The sequence below is a fragment of the Cobetia sp. BMC6 genome (assembly GCF_029991385.1).
Taxonomy (GTDB): Bacteria; Pseudomonadota; Gammaproteobacteria; order Pseudomonadales; family Halomonadaceae; genus Cobetia.
The window spans coordinates 275,786-292,206 of record NZ_JAKUMF010000002.1 but is presented as its reverse complement, the minus strand read 5'-3'; the positions used below and the strand labels follow the sequence as shown (position 1 = coordinate 292,206).

At 63.7% G+C, this 16,421-nt stretch carries 14 protein-coding genes; 3 read left to right on the top strand and 11 right to left on the bottom strand.

Annotated elements, in window-relative coordinates; all coding sequences use genetic code 11:
• Nucleotides 1-222: 222 nt before the first annotated feature.
• Nucleotides 223-702, bottom strand: a complete 480-nt coding sequence (locus MKZ40_RS05490; RefSeq protein ID WP_175088228.1) for a DUF6586 family protein — start codon at nt 700-702, stop codon at nt 223-225.
• Nucleotides 702-3,344: a type I DNA topoisomerase gene (gene topA / locus MKZ40_RS05485; protein WP_175088229.1), complete on the bottom strand. Its 2,643-nt coding sequence runs from the start codon at nt 3,342-3,344 to the stop codon at nt 702-704. Before topA ends, MKZ40_RS05490 begins: the two co-directional genes overlap by 1 nt.
• A 758-nt stretch (nt 3,345-4,102) precedes the next feature.
• On the opposite strand from topA, the gene pyk reads away from it, so the two are divergent.
• Nucleotides 4,103-5,572, top strand: a complete 1,470-nt coding sequence (gene pyk / locus MKZ40_RS05480) for a pyruvate kinase (RefSeq protein ID WP_175088230.1) — start codon at nt 4,103-4,105, stop codon at nt 5,570-5,572.
• A 79-nt stretch (nt 5,573-5,651) separates the two neighbouring features.
• Nucleotides 5,652-6,125 (top strand): methylglyoxal synthase, encoded by a 474-nt coding sequence (locus MKZ40_RS05475; protein ID WP_175088231.1) that lies wholly within the window; start codon nt 5,652-5,654, stop codon nt 6,123-6,125.
• A gap of 267 nt (nt 6,126-6,392) precedes the next feature.
• Here the strand turns inward: MKZ40_RS05475 and MKZ40_RS05470 are convergent, their stop codons facing one another.
• From MKZ40_RS05470 to MKZ40_RS05445, 6 genes are all read right to left on the bottom strand, one after another.
• On the bottom strand, nt 6,393-7,181 hold the full coding sequence (locus MKZ40_RS05470; protein WP_217485771.1) for an isochorismatase family protein: 789 nt from the start codon (nt 7,179-7,181) through the stop codon (nt 6,393-6,395).
• A gap of 137 nt (nt 7,182-7,318) precedes the next feature.
• Nucleotides 7,319-8,026: a prephenate dehydratase domain-containing protein gene (locus MKZ40_RS05465; protein ID WP_175088233.1), complete on the bottom strand. Its 708-nt coding sequence runs from the start codon at nt 8,024-8,026 to the stop codon at nt 7,319-7,321.
• Nucleotides 8,027-8,121: 95 nt separating this feature from the next.
• Entirely contained in the window at nt 8,122-8,874 is a 753-nt protein-coding gene (locus tag MKZ40_RS05460; RefSeq protein ID WP_175088234.1) for an SDR family oxidoreductase, read from the bottom strand.
• 195 nt (nt 8,875-9,069) lie between these two features.
• Complete coding sequence (gloA, locus tag MKZ40_RS05455) at nt 9,070-9,621, bottom strand: lactoylglutathione lyase (RefSeq protein ID WP_175088235.1); 552 nt, start codon at nt 9,619-9,621, stop codon at nt 9,070-9,072.
• 118 nt (nt 9,622-9,739) lie between these two features.
• Complete coding sequence (gene oadA / locus MKZ40_RS05450; RefSeq protein WP_175088236.1) at nt 9,740-11,572, bottom strand: sodium-extruding oxaloacetate decarboxylase subunit alpha; 1,833 nt, start codon at nt 11,570-11,572, stop codon at nt 9,740-9,742.
• Nucleotides 11,573-11,655: 83 nt separating this feature from the next.
• Entirely contained in the window at nt 11,656-13,071 is a 1,416-nt protein-coding gene (locus tag MKZ40_RS05445; protein ID WP_043331944.1) for an acetyl-CoA carboxylase biotin carboxylase subunit, read from the bottom strand.
• Between the two features lie 193 nt (nt 13,072-13,264).
• Between MKZ40_RS05445 and MKZ40_RS05440 the strand changes: the two genes are divergently transcribed.
• A complete protein-coding gene (locus MKZ40_RS05440; protein ID WP_043331946.1) occupies nt 13,265-14,254 on the top strand; it encodes a LysR family transcriptional regulator in 990 nt (329 codons plus the stop codon).
• A gap of 104 nt (nt 14,255-14,358) precedes the next feature.
• Here MKZ40_RS05440 and lipA read toward each other — a convergent pair whose 3' ends face one another.
• Genes lipA through MKZ40_RS05425 form a run of 3 tightly spaced genes read right to left on the bottom strand, consistent with a single transcriptional unit; the run spans nt 14,359 to nt 16,421 of the window.
• Nucleotides 14,359-15,351, bottom strand: coding sequence for a lipoyl synthase (lipA, locus tag MKZ40_RS05435; RefSeq protein WP_052384342.1), 993 nt, complete (start codon nt 15,349-15,351; stop codon nt 14,359-14,361).
• The gene (gene lipB / locus MKZ40_RS05430) at nt 15,351-16,076 is read right to left on the bottom strand and encodes a lipoyl(octanoyl) transferase LipB (RefSeq protein ID WP_175088237.1); all 726 of its coding nucleotides are present in this window, start codon (nt 16,074-16,076) and stop codon (nt 15,351-15,353) included. Before lipB ends, lipA begins: the two co-directional genes overlap by 1 nt.
• Before the next feature lie 57 nt (nt 16,077-16,133).
• Nucleotides 16,134-16,421 (bottom strand): DUF493 domain-containing protein, encoded by a 288-nt coding sequence (locus MKZ40_RS05425; RefSeq protein WP_043331948.1) that lies wholly within the window; start codon nt 16,419-16,421, stop codon nt 16,134-16,136.

Sequence of the window (16,421 nt, the reverse complement as noted above, 5' to 3'; positions counted from 1 at the left end):
TACCGGCGTCGTTGTAATCGTCAGCGCGACGGCTGGCAAGCCCGGCACCGCGTTGCCATCAGCGACGCAGAAAAAAGTACGACCACAGCCAGAGCCATGGTCGTACCGGAGAGTGCAGGGCTTGCCACAATGCGATCAGTCTAGCACCCGTGAAGGCGAAACGTCACCCGATCGCCATGCGCCAGTCATCACCAGCGTGCAGCGCCATATCAGCGCCTTGACCTACCACTCGACGCTCGATTCGCGCAGCTGCGGCAGCAGCGCCTTGAATGCCGTGATGGCGGCGCTGAGACGCTCGGCCAGCGAGTCGCTCGAGGCTGCCGCGATGATCAGACCATCACCCCGCGAACGCGATTCCTCGCGGCGAGCGACGCCACCCTCTTCATGCAGACGAGTCACATCCGCGATCAGCTCAGACAACCAGCTGTCAGGACGTTCCAGCAGGCTGCGCAGCTGCTCGACCTCGGCAATGGGCGTCGGTGGTGTGGCCAAGCGCTCGCGCCAGCTCCCCTGCGGCCAGCGCGCCGTCACGGCACACTCTTCCAGCAATGAGGCCAGCGCCAGCTCCAGCAGGGCGAGCGCGCCCTCTTCACCGGCCATGCGACGCGCCACGGCATGCTCATCGTCGCCAGAGACCGCTGACTGGGCCAGCAGCAACTCGGCCTGATACAGCAGCTGATTGGTACGGGCACGCTGGCTCATCAGCTCTTGGCTCCCTTGCGCTTGTCCTCGACGACCCAGCGGCCGTTGTCGTAGGTCGCCTTCCAGCCGGTCGCCTTGCCATCTTCATCGGTCATGACGTACTGAGCCTTGACCTTGCGCGAGAAGCGAATCTGTGCCGGACGTCCATCCGGGTCCTGATCCGGGGCCTCGAGAATGAAGTGATACTTCTCCGGCAACTCGTCGGCGTGCGCCTTGAGCTCCTTGACCAGCGGCGGGCGCGTCTCGCGATTCTTGGGGAACTGGCTGGCCGCCAGGAACAGGCCACTGGCGCCGTCGCGCAGCACGTAGTGGTCCTCGACCTTGACGCAGGCAAGTTCCGGCATCGGAATCGGGTCCATCTTCGGCGGCGCCACTTCACCGGACTTGAGCAGCTTGCGGGTATTCTTGCAATTCTCGTTGGTGCAGCCGAAGTACTTGCCGAAACGCCCGGTCTTGAGCTGCATGTCGGAACCGCACTTGTCGCACTCGATCACCGGGCCATCGTAGCCCTTGATGCGGAACTGACCTTCCTCGACCTCGTGACCGACACAGTCCGGGCTATTGCCGCAGACGTGCAGCTTGCGCTGCTCATCGATCAGGTAGCTGTCCATCGCGGTGGCACAGATCGGGCAGCGACGCTTGGCGCGCAGCGCATCCGTCTCGGCATCTTCACCGGCATCGGCCGCCACGGCCTCATCGCCCGGCAGCAGATCGATGGTGGTCTTGCAGCGCTCCTTGGGCGGCAGGTTGTAGCCGGAACAGCCCAGGAAGACCCCGGTCGAGGCGGTACGGATCTGCATCTCACGCCCGCAGGTCGGGCAGGCGATGTCCGTCGGCACCGGCTGGTTCGGACGCATGCCCTCTTCGGACTGGGCGTGGTCCAGCTCGGCCTTGAACTCGGCGTAGAAGGTGTCCAGCAGCTCGCGCCAGTTGCGCCCACCGTTGGCCACCTCATCGAGGTAGTCTTCCATGCGCGCCGTGAAGCCGAAGTCCATCAGATCCTTGAAGGACTCGCTGAGGCGATCGGTGACGATGTCGCCCAGTTTCTCGGCATAGAAGCGACGGTTTTCCAGCGCCACGTAGCCACGGTCCTGGATGGTGGAGATGATGGCGGCATAGGTGGACGGACGACCGATACCACGCTTTTCCAGCTCCTTGACCAGGCTGGCCTCGGTGTAACGCGCCGTGGGCTTGGTGAAGTGCTGCAGCGGCTGCAGCTCGACCAGGTCCAGCTTCTCGCCGATGGCAAGATCCGGCAGCGACTGGTCCTCTTCCTTCTTGCCCATCGGCTTCATGACACGCGTGTAGCCGTCGAACTTGAGCACACGGCCCTTGGCGCGCAGCTCATAGCCATCCACTTCGATGGTCAGCGTGGACGACAGGTATTCGGCCGGCAGCATCTGACAGGCCACGAACTGGCGCCAGATCAGCTCATACAGACGCTCGGCGTCACGCTCCATGCCGGCGAGATCCGTCGCACGGCGCGACACTTCGGAAGGACGAATCGCTTCGTGCGCTTCCTGGGCGCCTTCCTTGCTGGAGTAGACGTTGGCCGTTTCGGGAAGGTAGTTGCTGCCGTATTCTTCGCTGATGAAGTCGCGCGCCGTGGCCACCGCGTCCGCCGACAGATTGGTCGAGTCAGTACGCATGTAGGTGATGTAACCCGCCTCGTAGAGACGCTGGGCCATCATCATGGTCTTCTTGACCGAGAAGCCGAGACGACCACTGGCCGCCTGCTGCAGGGTGGAGGTGATGAACGGCGCGTTCGGCTTGGAGCGCGTCGGCTTGTCTTCACGATTGGTGATCGCGAGTCTGGCCGTGCGCAGCGCCGCGATGCGATCCATCGTCTCCTTCTCGCTGGTCGGACGGAAGGCCTTGCCATCTTGACGTGCCAGCTCGAAACGGATCGCCTCACCACTGGCGGCGGCCAGCTCAGCGTGGACATCCCAGAACTCTTCGGGGATGAAGGCGCGGATCTCGCGCTCGCGCTCGACGATCAGACGCACGGCGACCGACTGCACACGACCGGCGGACAGACCACGGGCGACCTTGGCCCACAGCAGCGGCGAGACCATGAAGCCCACGACGCGATCCAGATAGCGGCGCGCCTGCTGGGCATGCACGCGGTCCATCTTCAGCTCGCCCGGCTCATCGAAGGCTGCCGTGATCGCCTTCTTGGTGATCTCGTTGAACACCACGCGCTTGTAACGCGAATCGTCGCCACCGATGGTCTCGCGCAGGTGCCAGGCAATCGCCTCACCTTCGCGGTCAAGATCCGTCGCGAGATAGATGGTGTCGGCCTTCTCGGCCAGACGCGTCAGCTCGGAAACGACCTTCTCCTTGCCGGGCAAGATCTCGTAATGCGCCTCCCAGCCATTCTCCGGGTCGACCCCCATGCGGCGGATCAACTGGGTCTTGGCCTTCTGTGCCTTGTGAGCCGCCTTGGCCTCGGGCGACATCTTGCGAGTCTCCGCCGCCTGACGGGCACGTTCCTTGGGGTCGGTGGCCTGCTTGCCGCTACCGCTGGTCGGCAGGTCGCGGATGTGCCCGACACTCGACTTCACCACGAAGTCGTTGCCGAGATACTTGTTGATGGTCTTGGCCTTGGCAGGCGACTCGACGATCACCAGTGACTTGCCCATGGTTGCTCGCATCTCCTGGCCGGCGCTGATTGCGCCGGCGAATGACTCGTCGCGCTGGGTTTTGTCCCAGCCGAAAAATGCGCCTACCCTACCCCAGCATTTCAGCGCTGACCAGCAATGTTGAGACTGACGCCTCGACGGGACGGCTCGACAGGGTGCCTCTGCGACAGCCTCGAGACATGCCCTGCCACCCGCCACGTCAGCATGCGGCTTGCGCCGAATGACATCGACAGCCGTCAGGCATGTGGTCGCGGGCAATCCGGCCTCCGAGCCGGGTTTGAGCATAGGTCACCAGCACATGACCGCGGTCAACGGGTCCGGTACAGGGGCCTGCGCTGGGCCGATGAGCGGAAATTTCGCTCAGCAGGGTATTGCCACTATATAGGTAGCACTGGAATGGCTGTCAGTGAAAGCCAGCCAGCGGACATTGGCGTGACGGGGCGGTCACCACGACGCTGCCGCAGAGCCTGCGACGCCTGGCTGTCAGGCGTCGAAATGGCGGGCCGCCCCGCATGACGTAGCGCGACAGACCCTCAGGCCCCAGCCCGTGTCCGCGTACCCACGGCAACGTATTCGCAACAATCTCTCGGCAGACTTCACGCCCCCCCTTGCAGTCCCGATCGTGATCACGAGAATGGACAACGACAGCCGACGATACTCGACAGGCTCCCTTTCAGCCTTCAATGTAGTAAAATGACAACAACCTGGTTTGCGTTATCAGCCAGTCCATCACGCCAGTGTTCAAGGAGTATGCTTTCATGCCGCACGCGTTCAACGGCCCGATCCGCCGCACCAAGATTGTCGCCACTCTCGGCCCTGCCAGTGACAAGCCGGGTGTGCTCGACGCGATGATTCGTGCCGGAGTCGATGTGGTACGCCTCAACTTCTCCCACGGTAGCCCCGAAGATCACCGCATGCGCGCCGAGGCCGTACGCCAGGCCGCCGCCGCCCAGGGCCGCAGCGTCGCCGTGCTGGGCGACCTGCAGGGTCCGAAGATCCGCATCGCGCGCTTCAAGGATACCGCCGTCAAGCTGAGCGAAGGCCAGTCGTTCATCCTCGATATCGGCCTGGGCCGAGATGAAGGCACCGCCGAGCGCGTCGGCTGTGACTACCAGGAACTGGCCGATGACGTTGCCGCGGGCGACGTGCTACTGCTCGACGATGGCCGTGTGGTGCTCGAGGTCAATGAGCTCAAGGGCAACGAGATCCACACCACCGTCAAGGTCGGCGGCAAGCTGTCCAACAACAAGGGCATCAACAAGCAAGGCGGTGGCCTGTCTGCCGAAGCCCTGACCGACAAGGACAAGGCTGATCTGAAGACCGCCATCGATATCGGTGTCGACTATCTGGCCGTGTCCTTCCCGCGCAGCGGCGCCGACATGCAGCTGGCACGTGAACTGCTGGGCGAGGAAGGCCGTGACATCGGCCTGATCGCCAAGGTCGAGCGCGCCGAAGCCGTCGCCGACGACGCCGTGCTGGATGGCATCATCCTCGCCAGTGAAGGCGTGATGGTGGCGCGTGGCGATCTGGGCGTCGAGATTGGCGATGCTCAGCTGATCGGCGTGCAGAAGCGCATGATCCGCCGCGCGCGCAGCCTCAACCGCGTGGTCATCACGGCCACCCAGATGATGGAATCCATGATCAGCGCGCCGCTGCCGACCCGCGCCGAAGTCTTCGACGTCGCCAATGCCGTGCTCGACGGCACCGACGCCGTGATGCTGTCGGCCGAGACCGCCGCCGGCGACTTCCCGGTCGAGACCATCGAGACCATGGATCGCGTCTGCCTGGGCGCCGAACGTGAGCGTGCCGCGCAGGAATCCCAGCACCGCATCCACGAAGGCTTCAGCAAGACCGACGAGACCATCGCGCTGTCCGCGATGTATGCCGCCAACCACCTGACCGGTGTCGTGGCCATCGTGTGCATGACGGAATCCGGCTATACCCCGCTGATCGCCTCGCGCATCCGCTCCGGCCTGCCAATCGTCGGCCTGGCACAGGATCAGAAGACCCAGCGTCGCATGGCGCTCTACCGTGGCGTGGTGTCACTGCCCTTCGATTCCAGCGAATTGCCGGCGGCGGAAATCAACCGCCGCGCCATCGCGGAACTGGAAGCTCGCGGCATCGCGACTCGCGGTGACCTGGTGATCCTGACCCGTGGCGACCAGATGAACGCACATGGCGGCACCAACACCATGAAGATCGTCACTGTCGGCAGCACCATCGACTGATCGGCCTCGCTGGCCTCCCGCCCCGGGCCTTTCGGGGCGCGAGGCCAGCGACATTGCCCCATCCTCAGGAGGCCAGGGAATGAGCGAACAACGACCCAAGCGCCAGGCACGGCGCACCCTGCCAGCACGCAAGCGCATTGCGCTGGTGGCGCACGATGGCAAGAAGGATGAAATACTGGCGTGGGCCAATCGCTGGCGCGATGAGCTGTCCCGTCACCAGCTGCTGGGCACGGGCACGACTGCCCGCCGCATCAGCAAGGAGCTGGGCCTCGAGGTCGAGGGCCTGCTGAGCGGCCCGCTGGGCGGTGATCAGCAGATCGGCGCGCGTATCGCCGAAGGCAATCTGGACCTGCTGGTCTTCCTGTGGGACCCCTTCGCGCCGATGCCGCACGATCCTGACGTCAAGGCGCTGCTGCGCCTGGCGGCATTGTGGAACGTGCCGGTCGCCAGCAATGCGGCCAGCGCGGACTTCCTCTTCCACTCGAAGTTGATCTCCGAGGAAGTCGAAGTGGCCGTGCCGGACGCCAATGACTGGGTCAGCACCCGCGCCTGAATGACGCTGGCTGTCGCCCCATGAAAACGCCGCCTGCTCGCAAGAGAGGCGGCGTTTTCATGGCCAGATGTTGTAATCAAACTACCTTTTGCGCAGACGGGCGGTATCGCCTGCGCGACATGTGGCGAAATTTCGCCTTCCTGGCGTCGCCCTCCTCTCTCTTCAATATCTCTCTATTCGCCTACCCTTCTATTCGTCTATTCCTCTGTGCGGCGACACTTTTCGAGAGATGCGGCTCACCCCATGACAGCAGCCCACGACATCTGCTCAAGAGGTCAGCTCAAGCTGACTGGCGATGACCGCACCGCGCGACGCCATGCAGTAAAGCCCGATGTGATGACTGTCTGCCTGGGGATGCGTCGCCGTATCGGGAAGCCCCAGCTGCTCAACCACTTGGGCCGGTAGGTCGTAGGTGGCACAGCCGGGCTCCAGCACCATGATGTCACGCACCTTGCCCAGCAGGCCGTGATTGCGCGCCGACAGCAACGTCAATACCAGGTCCATCACGCAGATATCGGTGCAGATGCCTACCACGACCAGGGTTTCCAGCCCTTCGTCGCTCACCCAATCCTGCAGCGCATTGACCTGGGTATGGGGATCAATCGCGCCGACATAGCCATTGATGCAGTCCTTGCGCACCAGCGTGGCCTGCGGCTCCTCCTCCAGCCAGGCAAGTTCCGCCACCAGCTCATCCTCGCCGCTGCCCTGCTCACAATGGGCGGGATAAGGCGGCTCCGGCTTACCCGGCGCGTGGGAATCGATGAAGGCCAGCATGGGGCGTCTGCGCTCACTGAAGGTCCGCGCCAGCGTATCGCTGAGGGCGATCATCCTGCTGACCTGAGCATTGGGCGCCTGAGGCGCCAGAGCACCTCCTGCGACCTGACAGAAGCCATTGATCTCATCGACGATGATCAGCCCGGCCGTCGACAGCGAGACCGGCACCACGGCCGGCCGCACCGGCAGGCGGGCATCAAGTTCACCGGGGGTGATCCACTCGGCGGGAGTGGCAGGAATGCGTTGCACCACGCAGGACGCCGCGACATCGGATGAAGCCACGGCGCCCTGCGTCTCTGATATAGAGGATGCGGAGGATACGGAGGGAGCGGATGAGCGTTGGTCGGAAGACACCATGCAAAGGCCTCTGATGACGAATGGCCTTCAGCATAACGGAACTCAGGGCCGAGCGGCGACCCTCACCCGGTAGGCTCGCTGGCCCCGGACAGCATGGCGTTGCCCTGCCCTTCATCCACCGTGGTCTCACAGGAAAAGCACTGGCCGCGCACCCGTGCGTGATCACGCCTCAGTACCGCGAATTGCGCGACTCGCCCGGGATCATCCTCGATGCGCTGCGCGAGGCACACAAGCCCCGGGCGGCGCGCCAGTGATGGCGGCGCGATGGCCAGCGTATCGCTGCGACCTTCTGCCATGTCCAGTGCATCCGCCATGTGCAGACACTCCACCCGCTCGACCTCCGGCAGGTTCTGCTGCAGCCAGGCATCGCACTCTTCAAACAGGGCCTCACGCGCCACGATACGCCTCACTGCTGACGGTGAAGCCCCGGGCGGCCCCAGCAGACTGAGACTGATGGCACGGAAGACGCGCCGCTCGACGCAGATGCCCGTCCAGAATGCCAGCGCCTGATGCGTGGTGCGCACCGGACGCTGATGCCCACGCGACCAGGGCACCACGGCGGTATCGATCTCGCCTTCCGCCAGCGCCCTGATGACTTCGTCGATGCCTGCGTAAGCCTTGAGCTGGGCGTCGTTGGCATAGAGCTTGAGCGCGCACTCGCGCGAGTACCCCCCAAGGTGCCCGGGATAGCCCACGCGCAAACCATCGGGAGCCGGGATCACGCCCTGCGGCGAGATATCGCCGTGGACTTCGCTAGCTGTCACCTTCATACCAGCCCCTCATGCCAATGTCTGAACAAACCTCATCCTGACAACAGCATAGCCGCAAACATGGGCGGTGTTAGGCAAAACCCACCTCAGCGACCTCAGGCAAAGCCGCCATTGGCACCGATGACCTGGCCACTCACCCAGCCGGCATCTTCACTGGCAAGCCAGGCCACCACGGCTGCGACATCCTGCGGGTCCGCAATGCGCCCCAGCGCCGCCATGCCCTTGAGGCGCTCGATGGTCTCTTCACTCTTGCCATGACGAAACAGGCCGGTGTCCGTCGGGCCCGGCGCCACGGCATTGACCGTGATGCCTCGCTCGCCGACTTCCTTCGCCAGCACCCGCGTCAGCTGGTCCACTGCGGCCTTGGAAGCCGCATAGGGGCCATAGGTCGCGAACATCTGCCGCGTCACCGAAGTGGACATGTTGATCACGCGCCCGCCATCACGCAGATGCCGCGCCGCCTCACGCATCAGATTGAAGGAACCGGTCAGATTGGCCTGCATCAGGTTGGCGAAGTCGTCATCCGTGAAATCGGCGATGGGCTTGTAGATGCTCATGCCGGCATTGTTGACCAGGATGTCCACCCCGCCGTACACGCGCTGGGCTTCGGTGAACAATTGTGCCGCGTCGTTGCTGACACCGACATCGGCCTGAACGGCGACCGCCTTGCCGCCCCGCGACTCGATATCCGTCACGACCTGCAAGGCACCATCACTGTCGCTGCGATAGTTGACGATGACGTGAGCGCCGTCCGCCGCCAGGCGCTGCGCGATCCCGGCGCCGATCCCGCGTGAAGCCCCACTGACTACCGCCACCTTGCCGCTCAACCGCTGTGCATTCTCCGACATGGCTATCTCCTCTTTCATCATGGGCGATCGACCTCAAGGGCCATCAATAATGAGCGCCTTGCGAGTGTCAGTCAGACACTATCATTGCAGCAAGCGAGTGCCGCCGATACCCCTGCAACGCGGGGTGTCGGATGAACGAAAAACCGCCACCCCGGGCATGCCGGTGGTGGCGGTTGTTTACAGCGGCCGCCTGCCTCAGGCTTCGCCGTTGGCCTGACGCTCGAAGGTATCGGCGCGCAGGATCTCGATCCAGTAGCCATCGGGGTCCTTCACGAAGGCCAGACCCTTCATCTTGCCATCGTCGGGGCGCTTGACGAACTCGACGCCCAGCGACTCGAAACGCTCGGCAGCCGCGTAGACATCCGGCACGCTGACCCCGATATGGCCGAAGCCCTGCGGCTGGGCGTTGCCGTCATGGTAGGCAAAGTCCGGGTCATTCTCGGTGCCCCAGTTATGGGTCAGCTCCAGCATCGCCTCACGCCCGAAGGTGTAGGTGGTGCGCTTCAGATCATCACTGGGCACTTCACTGGCCTGGTCGTCATCCAGATAGGCGAGGAAATAGAGGCTGAACTGCATTTCCGGGAAGTCGAGCTTGCGCACCAGACGCATGCCCAGCACGCGGGTGTAGAAATCCAGGCTGCGCTCGGGGTCCTTGATGCGCAACATGGTCTGGTTGAAGACGTAGCCACGGGTGGCCGGGTCGATCTGCTCACTCAGGCCGGGGACCTGCTCGAAATGTGTTGTCATGTTGGTCCTTGCAAAGGAAAGGACGGCAGAGCCTCGAAGGTGCCCGGCCGCCCTTGGTGATCGTATAGCTGTCAGATGGTGACGGCGGCCAGATATTGCAACCTAGCCGCCGCTGGCATCACGCGATCTCGATCAGCACTTCCCCCGGCGTGACACGATCGCCACGCGCGACATGAATGGCCTTGACGGTACCGTCGACACGCGCGGCGATCTCGGTCTCCATCTTCATCGCCTCACTGATCAGCACCGACTGGCCCGCGGTGACGCTGTCACCGACCGCGACCAGCACCTCGACGATGTTGCCCGGCATCGCGGTGGTGACATGGCCCGGCGCCGAGGCGCTGGCACGTCCGCCGCTCTGGCCGCCCGCCACGTAATCGTCCTTGGCCTCGAACACCACCTCTTCCGGCATGCCGTCCAGGGTCAGATAGACGTGACGCTTGCTGCCTTTGGCGCCGCCGACGCCGGTGATCTGCACCGCGTAGGACTCGCCGTGCACGTCGATGACGAATTCGGTCGGCACGCCAGAGGTCACCGGGCGCTCCGCCTCGCCCTGGGGGATGATTTCCGGTGTGAGCGTGCCGGCGCGGCGCTCGTTGAGGAAGTCACGTCCCAGCTCCGGGAACATGGCGAAGGTCAGCACGTCCTCGGGGGACTCGGCCAGCTCGCCCAGCTCCTCGGTGAGACGCGTCATCTCCGGGGAGAGCAGGTCGGCCGGGCGCCCGACTTCCACCGGCGCATTACCGATGGCACGCGAGCGGACCTCTTCGTTGACCGGTGCCGGCGCCTGACCATAGCCGCCCTGCAGATAACGCTTCACCTCGTTGGTGATGCTCTTGTAGCGCTCGCCGGTCAGCACGTTGAGTACCGCCTGGGTGCCGACGATCTGCGAGGTCGGGGTAACCAGCGGCGGATAGCCGAGATCGGCACGCACACGCGGGATCTCATCGAAGACCTCGCGGATGCGCTCCAGGGCGTTCTGCTCCTTCAGCTGGCTGGCCAGGTTGGACATCATGCCGCCGGGGATCTGACTGATCTGGACCGAGACATCCTCGCGGGTGAATTCGCTCTCGAAGGCTGAGTACTTGCTGCGCACCTCGTGGAAGTAATCACCGATCTCACGCAGCGACTCCAGCTCAAGGCCGGTATCCCATTGGGTGCCGCGCAGCGAGGCCACGAAGGATTCGGTGGCCGGATGGCTGGTGCCGCCGGCGAAGGCCGAGATGCAGGTGTCGATGTGACGACAGCCCGCCTCGACAGCCTTGATCTGGCACTGCGGCGCCAGGCCCGCCGTGGCGTGGCTGTGCAGGTGGATCGGCACCTCGACCGCCTCGACCAGCGCGCTGACCAGATCATAGGTGGCGTACGGCGTCAGCAGGCCGGCCATGTCCTTGATGGCGATGGAGTCGGCCCCCATCGCGACCAGCTTGCGCGCCTGCTCGACATACATTTCCAGCGTATGCACCGGGCTCACGGTGTAGCAGATGGTGCCCTGGGCGTGCTTGCCGGCTTTCTTGACCGCGCGCATGGCGGTTTCCATGTTGCGCAGGTCATTCAAGGCATCGAAGACTCGGAAGATATCGATGCCACCTGCCGCAGCGCGCTCGACGAAGGCCTCCACCACATCATCGGCGTAGTGACGATAGCCGAGCAGGTTCTGGCCGCGCAGCAGCATCTGCAGCGGGGTATTGGGCATGGCTTCCTTGAGCGCCTTCAGACGCGCCCAGGGGTCTTCCTTCAAAAAACGCACACAGGCATCGAAGGTCGCGCCGCCCCACACTTCGAGACTGTAGAAGCCGGCCTGATCGAGACGCGCGGCGATCGGCAGCATGTCCTCGGTGCGCATGCGGGTCGCGATCAACGACTGGTGGCCGTCGCGCAGCACGACTTCGGTGACCTTGACGCGATCAAAGTGATCGATGGCGCTGGTGTTGGGAGTTGCAGCTGTCATGTCTGGGGTCCTTCTAATTGTTGGCTACGTGAACCGGGTGAAGATCAGGGAAGATTCACGGCATCAGGAGCATCAGGTGTGCATCAGAGTCCGGCGTGGGCCGCGATGGCCGCCGCGATCGCCAGCGCCGTCTGTTCCGGCAGGCGCTTGACCGAGTACTGGGTCAATTCCGGGTGGGCGGCCACGAAGCCGGTATCGAAGTGTGCGTTGCGGAAATCAGGGTGCTTGAGGATTTCCTGATAGTAAGGCGCCGTGGTCTTGACGCCCTGCAGACGCATGTCATTGAGGGCACGTGAGCCACGATTGATGACCTCTTCCCAGGTCAGCCCCCACACGATGAGCTTCAGACACATGGAATCGAAATACGGCGGGATGGTGTAGCCGGTATAGATCGCGGTATCGGTACGCACGCCAGGCCCGCCCGGCGCGTAGTAGCGAGTGATGCGCCCGAAACTTGGCAGGAAGTCGTTCTTGGGGTCCTCGGCATTGATGCGGAACTGGATCGCATAGCCGTGATGGCGAATGTCTTCCTGACGGAAGGCCAGCTTGTGGCCCCAGGCGATGCGGATCTGCTCGCGCACGATGTCCACGCCGGTGATGGCCTCGCTGATGGTGTGCTCCACCTGCACGCGAGTGTTCATCTCCATGAAGTAGATCTCGTTGCCCTTGACCAGAAACTCCACGGTACCGGCGTTGCGATAGCCGACGGCGCGGGCGGCACGTACTGCCATCTCGCCGACGTAGGAGCGCTGCTCCGGTGTCAGCTGCGGACTGGGGGCGATCTCGATCAGCTTCTGGTTGCGACGCTGGATGGAGCAGTCACGCTCGAACAGATGAATCACGTTGTCGTGATTGTCAGCGAGGATCTGCACCTCGATATGCAGCGGGTCGACCACGCAGCGCTCGAGGAACACATCGGCACTGCCGAAGGCCTTGGTGGCTTCCGAGATCACGCGCCCCCAGGCCTGCTCGAGCTGATGAGCATCATCACAACGCCGGATACCGCGTCCCCCACCGCCTGAGGTAGCCTTGAGCATGACGGGGTAGCCGACCTGCTCGGCGACACTCAGCGCCTCCTCGACATCGGCCAGATTGCCGGCCGAGCCCGGTGTCACCGGCACGCCGGCCGCCTTCATGGCATCGCGGGCCTGTGTCTTGTCGCCCATGCGAGCGATGACACTGCTGGCCGGCCCTACGAAGGCGATTCCCGCCGCTTCACAGATGGCCGCGAATTCGGCGTTCTCCGACAGGAATCCATAGCCCGGATGGATGGCGTCACAGCCGGTCTCGCGCGCGAGATCGACCAGGCGGCGGGCATCCAGATAGCCGGCCAGCGGGTCTTCGCCGATGAAATGCGCTTCATCGGCGCGTTTGACGTGCAAGGAGAAACGGTCAGGTTCGGTGTAGACAGCGACTGAGCGGATGTCCATCTCGGCACAGGCGCGTACAATGCGCACTGCGATTTCCCCTCGGTTGGCAATCAGCAACTTGCGAAACATGGTGACTCTCCCGGACGTGACGCGTGATCTTGTTGTGGTGCTCTGGTCGTGCGCTTGTCATTGACCGCCAGACGCGACAACGGCGCTGACAGACACGAGGTAGCATGCGTTCCACGCTACCCAGCGAGAGACCAATAGAAAAGTTGATATTTTTTTGCCAATCTATAAGTAAAACCTTATGACTGGGTGTGTCATGTCGCGTCCAAACTTGTTGAATCGCTTAACTTTCAGACAGTTACAGGTGTTCCAAGCGGTTCATCGCCAGCAGTCCTACTCCCGTGCGGCCGAGCAACTTGGCCTGACGCAACCCGCCGTCAGTGCCCAGATTCGTCAATTGGAGCAGGCACTCGAGCAATCGCTGTTCAAATATGCCGGCAAGACGCTGCATATCCTGCCGGCGGCTGACGCCCTGGCAAACTCGGTGCAGTCGATCTTCGGCGAGGTCTCGAGCCTGCAGATGGAGCTGTCGGAGATCGCCGGCACCATCCGCGGCGAGCTCAACCTGGCGGCCGTGTCCACCGCACAGTACGTGGTGCCGCATATTCTGGCGCGCTTTCGGGCGCGGTATCCGGAAGTCTCGGTGCGCCTGCGCGTCTGCAATCGCGGTCAAGCGCTCGAGCGTCTCGCCGAGCGGCGCGATGACCTGGTGATCATGGGCATGGTGCCGGATGACGCCAATCTGGCCTTCATGCCGATTCTCGACAACGAGCTGATCCCCGTCGTCTGGCCCGGTCATCCGCTGCTGGAGGTCAAGGGCATCACCCTGGAAGACCTCGCGCAGTACTACATGCTGATGCGTGAACCCGGTTCGGGCACGCGCACCGCCTTCGAGGAGTTCGCCGCACGCGAGCGTGTCTCGCTGCGTCATACGCTGGAGTTGGGCTCCAATGAGGCCATCAAGCAAGGCGTGATGGCGCACCTGGGCGTGGCGATCCTGCCGCGACTGTCGGTTCAGCTCGAGCTGGCCTCAGGCCTGCTGGCCTCCCCCTCGCTGCCGGGCTTCCCGCTCAGGCGCAGCTGGTGCACCGTCTATCCCAAGGACCGCTACCCCACGCCGGTCACCGAGCTGTTCCTGCGCTTCGTGCGCGAGCTGCTGCCGGAGCTCAATGCTCACTTCAGCGCGCCGATGGAGCCCATCCCCGGGCACAGCGTGGCCTGCCTGCCGCTGGCAACCGAGCAATGAACATAGCGTCCTGATGGCGCAGGCCACATGAAAAAACCGCCATGGAGACAAGCTCCATGGCGGTTTTTTCGTTCAGACAACTGACGGCATGTCAGCAGTGCGACTTACTTCACTTCCACACCGTGCGCCTGCTTGTCGGCGTGGTAGGAAGAGCGCACCAGCGGGCCGGAGGCGACATGCGAGAAGCCCATCTCGCGCGCCTTCTGGCCGAGCCAATCGAAGGTGTCCGGGTGCACCCAGCGGTCGATGGGTAGGTGGTTGCGCGACGGCTGCATGTACTGACCCAGGGTCAGCATGTCGACACCGTGGTTGCGCAGGTCCTGCATGACTTCGAGCACCTGCTCGTCAGTCTCGCCTACCCCCAGCATCAGACCGGACTTGGTCTTCACTTCCGGACGACGCTCCTTGTAGCCCTTGAGCAGATCAAGTGACCACTGGTAGTCGGCGCCCGGACGCACGCGACGGTAAAGGCTCGGCACGGTTTCCAGGTTGTGGTTGAAGACGTCCGGCGGCGTCTGCTCGAGCACATCCAGCGCGACCTGCATGCGACCACGGAAGTCAGGCACCAGCACTTCGATCTCGGTGCCGTCGCACTTCTCGCGGATCTCGCGGATACACTCGGCGATGTGGTTGGAGCCACCATCGCGCAGGTCATCACGGTCGACGGAGGTCACGACGACGTAATTCAGGCGCATCTCGGCGATGGCTTCGGCCAGCTCGCGCGGCTCGTCGGCGTTCAATGCGTTGGGACGACCGTGCGCCACATCACAGAACGGGCAACGACGGGTGCAGATATCCCCCATGATCATGAAGGTGGCGGTACCGCCGCTGAAGCACTCACCCAGGTTCGGGCAGGAGGCTTCCTCACAGACCGTATGCAGACCGTGCTTGCGCAGCGTCTGCTTGATGCGGGTGACTTCCGGCGAGGCCGGCATGCGCACACGCAGCCAGTCCGGCTTCTTGGGCAAGGTCTCGGTGGGAATCACCTTGACCGGAATGCGGGCAACCTTCTCGGCGCCGCGCAGCTTCACGCCACGCTCCTTACGGGCAGGAGCAGCGGAGGGAGCGGGCTTCGTGGTAGCGATGGTCTCGGTCATCAGTTCTGTCCTGCTGTTCGAGAAATGTCAGCCAGTGCCGCGGGCAGGCCGCTCACCGGAGTCAGGGTCACATCGCCCAGGCTTGCGCCCAGACAACGCACCAGGCGGTCACGCTCGCTGGCGAGATCCACCGGTGCGCGAACGAGATCGCGCAGCTGGGTCATCGCCATGCCGGCATAGCCGCAGGGATTGATGCGCCCGAAGGGCGCGAGGTCCATGTCCAGATTGATCGCCACGCCGTGGAAGCTGCAACCACGCCGGATGCGCAGTCCCAGCGAGGCGATCTTGGCCTCTTCCATCGAACGACGCGGGTCATCACCACGCTGCGCCGCCTTCTTCACATAGACGCCTGGCGCGTCCGGACGCGGATAGGCCTCGATGCCATGCTCGGCCATCGCTGCCACTACCGTTTCTTCCAGCGCCGTCACCAGCTGGCGAACGCCGATGCCGCCTCGCTTGACGTTGAGCAGCGGGTAGAGCACCAGCTGGCCGGGCCCATGATAGGTCACCTGGCCGCCACGGTCGGTCTGCACCACCGGAATGTCGCCCGGCATCAACAGATGCTCCGGCTTGCCCGCCTGGCCCTGGGTAAAGACCGGCGGGTGCTCCACCACCCACAGCTCGTCCGGCGCATCGGCCGCACGCGTATCGGTGAAGTGGCGCATGGCCGACCACACCTCATCATAGGCCTTGAGGCCGAGGTGGTAGACGTGAATCGTGTTCATGCATGCGCTCCTGTCATCAAGGCGCAAGACAAGGAAATCCAGCGTTTCATGCCTGGATCACAGCACCATGTGGATGCGACCGGTGGCCTTGAGGTCACGGTGCAGCGCATCCAGCTGATCGGTACCGGTGGCACGGATCACCACTCGGATGCTGCGGTAGTTGCCGTTCTTGCTGTCCTGCCAGGTGATGGCCGTCGCATCGAAGCCCGGCGCATGCACTTCCAGGATATTGCAGACCACCTCGACGAGATCTTCTGCGGCGGTGCCGACGATCTTGAGGGAGAAATCACACGGGAATTCAATCTTCGGGGGCGTCTGCCCACCAGCTGCTGGCGTCTTGGCCAT

Bases quoted from the DNA above. Each gene is read 5' to 3' on its own strand.
- MKZ40_RS05490 (WP_175088228.1), bottom strand. From the start codon at position 702: ATGAGCCAGCGTGCCCGTACCAATCAGCTGCTGTATCAGGCCGAGTTG.
- topA (WP_175088229.1), bottom strand. From the start codon at position 3,344: ATGGGCAAGTCACTGGTGATCGTCGAGTCGCCTGCCAAGGCCAAGACC.
- pyk (WP_175088230.1), top strand. From the start codon at position 4,103: ATGCCGCACGCGTTCAACGGCCCGATCCGCCGCACCAAGATTGTCGCC.
- MKZ40_RS05475 (WP_175088231.1), top strand. From the start codon at position 5,652: ATGAGCGAACAACGACCCAAGCGCCAGGCACGGCGCACCCTGCCAGCA.
- MKZ40_RS05465 (WP_175088233.1), bottom strand. From the start codon at position 8,026: ATGAAGGTGACAGCTAGCGAAGTCCACGGCGATATCTCGCCGCAGGGC.
- MKZ40_RS05460 (WP_175088234.1), bottom strand. From the start codon at position 8,874: ATGTCGGAGAATGCACAGCGGTTGAGCGGCAAGGTGGCGGTAGTCAGT.
- gloA (WP_175088235.1), bottom strand. From the start codon at position 9,621: ATGACAACACATTTCGAGCAGGTCCCCGGCCTGAGTGAGCAGATCGAC.
- oadA (WP_175088236.1), bottom strand. From the start codon at position 11,572: ATGACAGCTGCAACTCCCAACACCAGCGCCATCGATCACTTTGATCGC.
- MKZ40_RS05445 (WP_043331944.1), bottom strand. From the start codon at position 13,071: ATGTTTCGCAAGTTGCTGATTGCCAACCGAGGGGAAATCGCAGTGCGC.
- MKZ40_RS05440 (WP_043331946.1), top strand. From the start codon at position 13,265: ATGTCGCGTCCAAACTTGTTGAATCGCTTAACTTTCAGACAGTTACAG.
- lipA (WP_052384342.1), bottom strand. From the start codon at position 15,351: ATGACCGAGACCATCGCTACCACGAAGCCCGCTCCCTCCGCTGCTCCT.
- lipB (WP_175088237.1), bottom strand. From the start codon at position 16,076: ATGAACACGATTCACGTCTACCACCTCGGCCTCAAGGCCTATGATGAG.
- MKZ40_RS05425 (WP_043331948.1), bottom strand. From the start codon at position 16,421: ATGGCCAAGACGCCAGCAGCTGGTGGGCAGACGCCCCCGAAGATTGAA.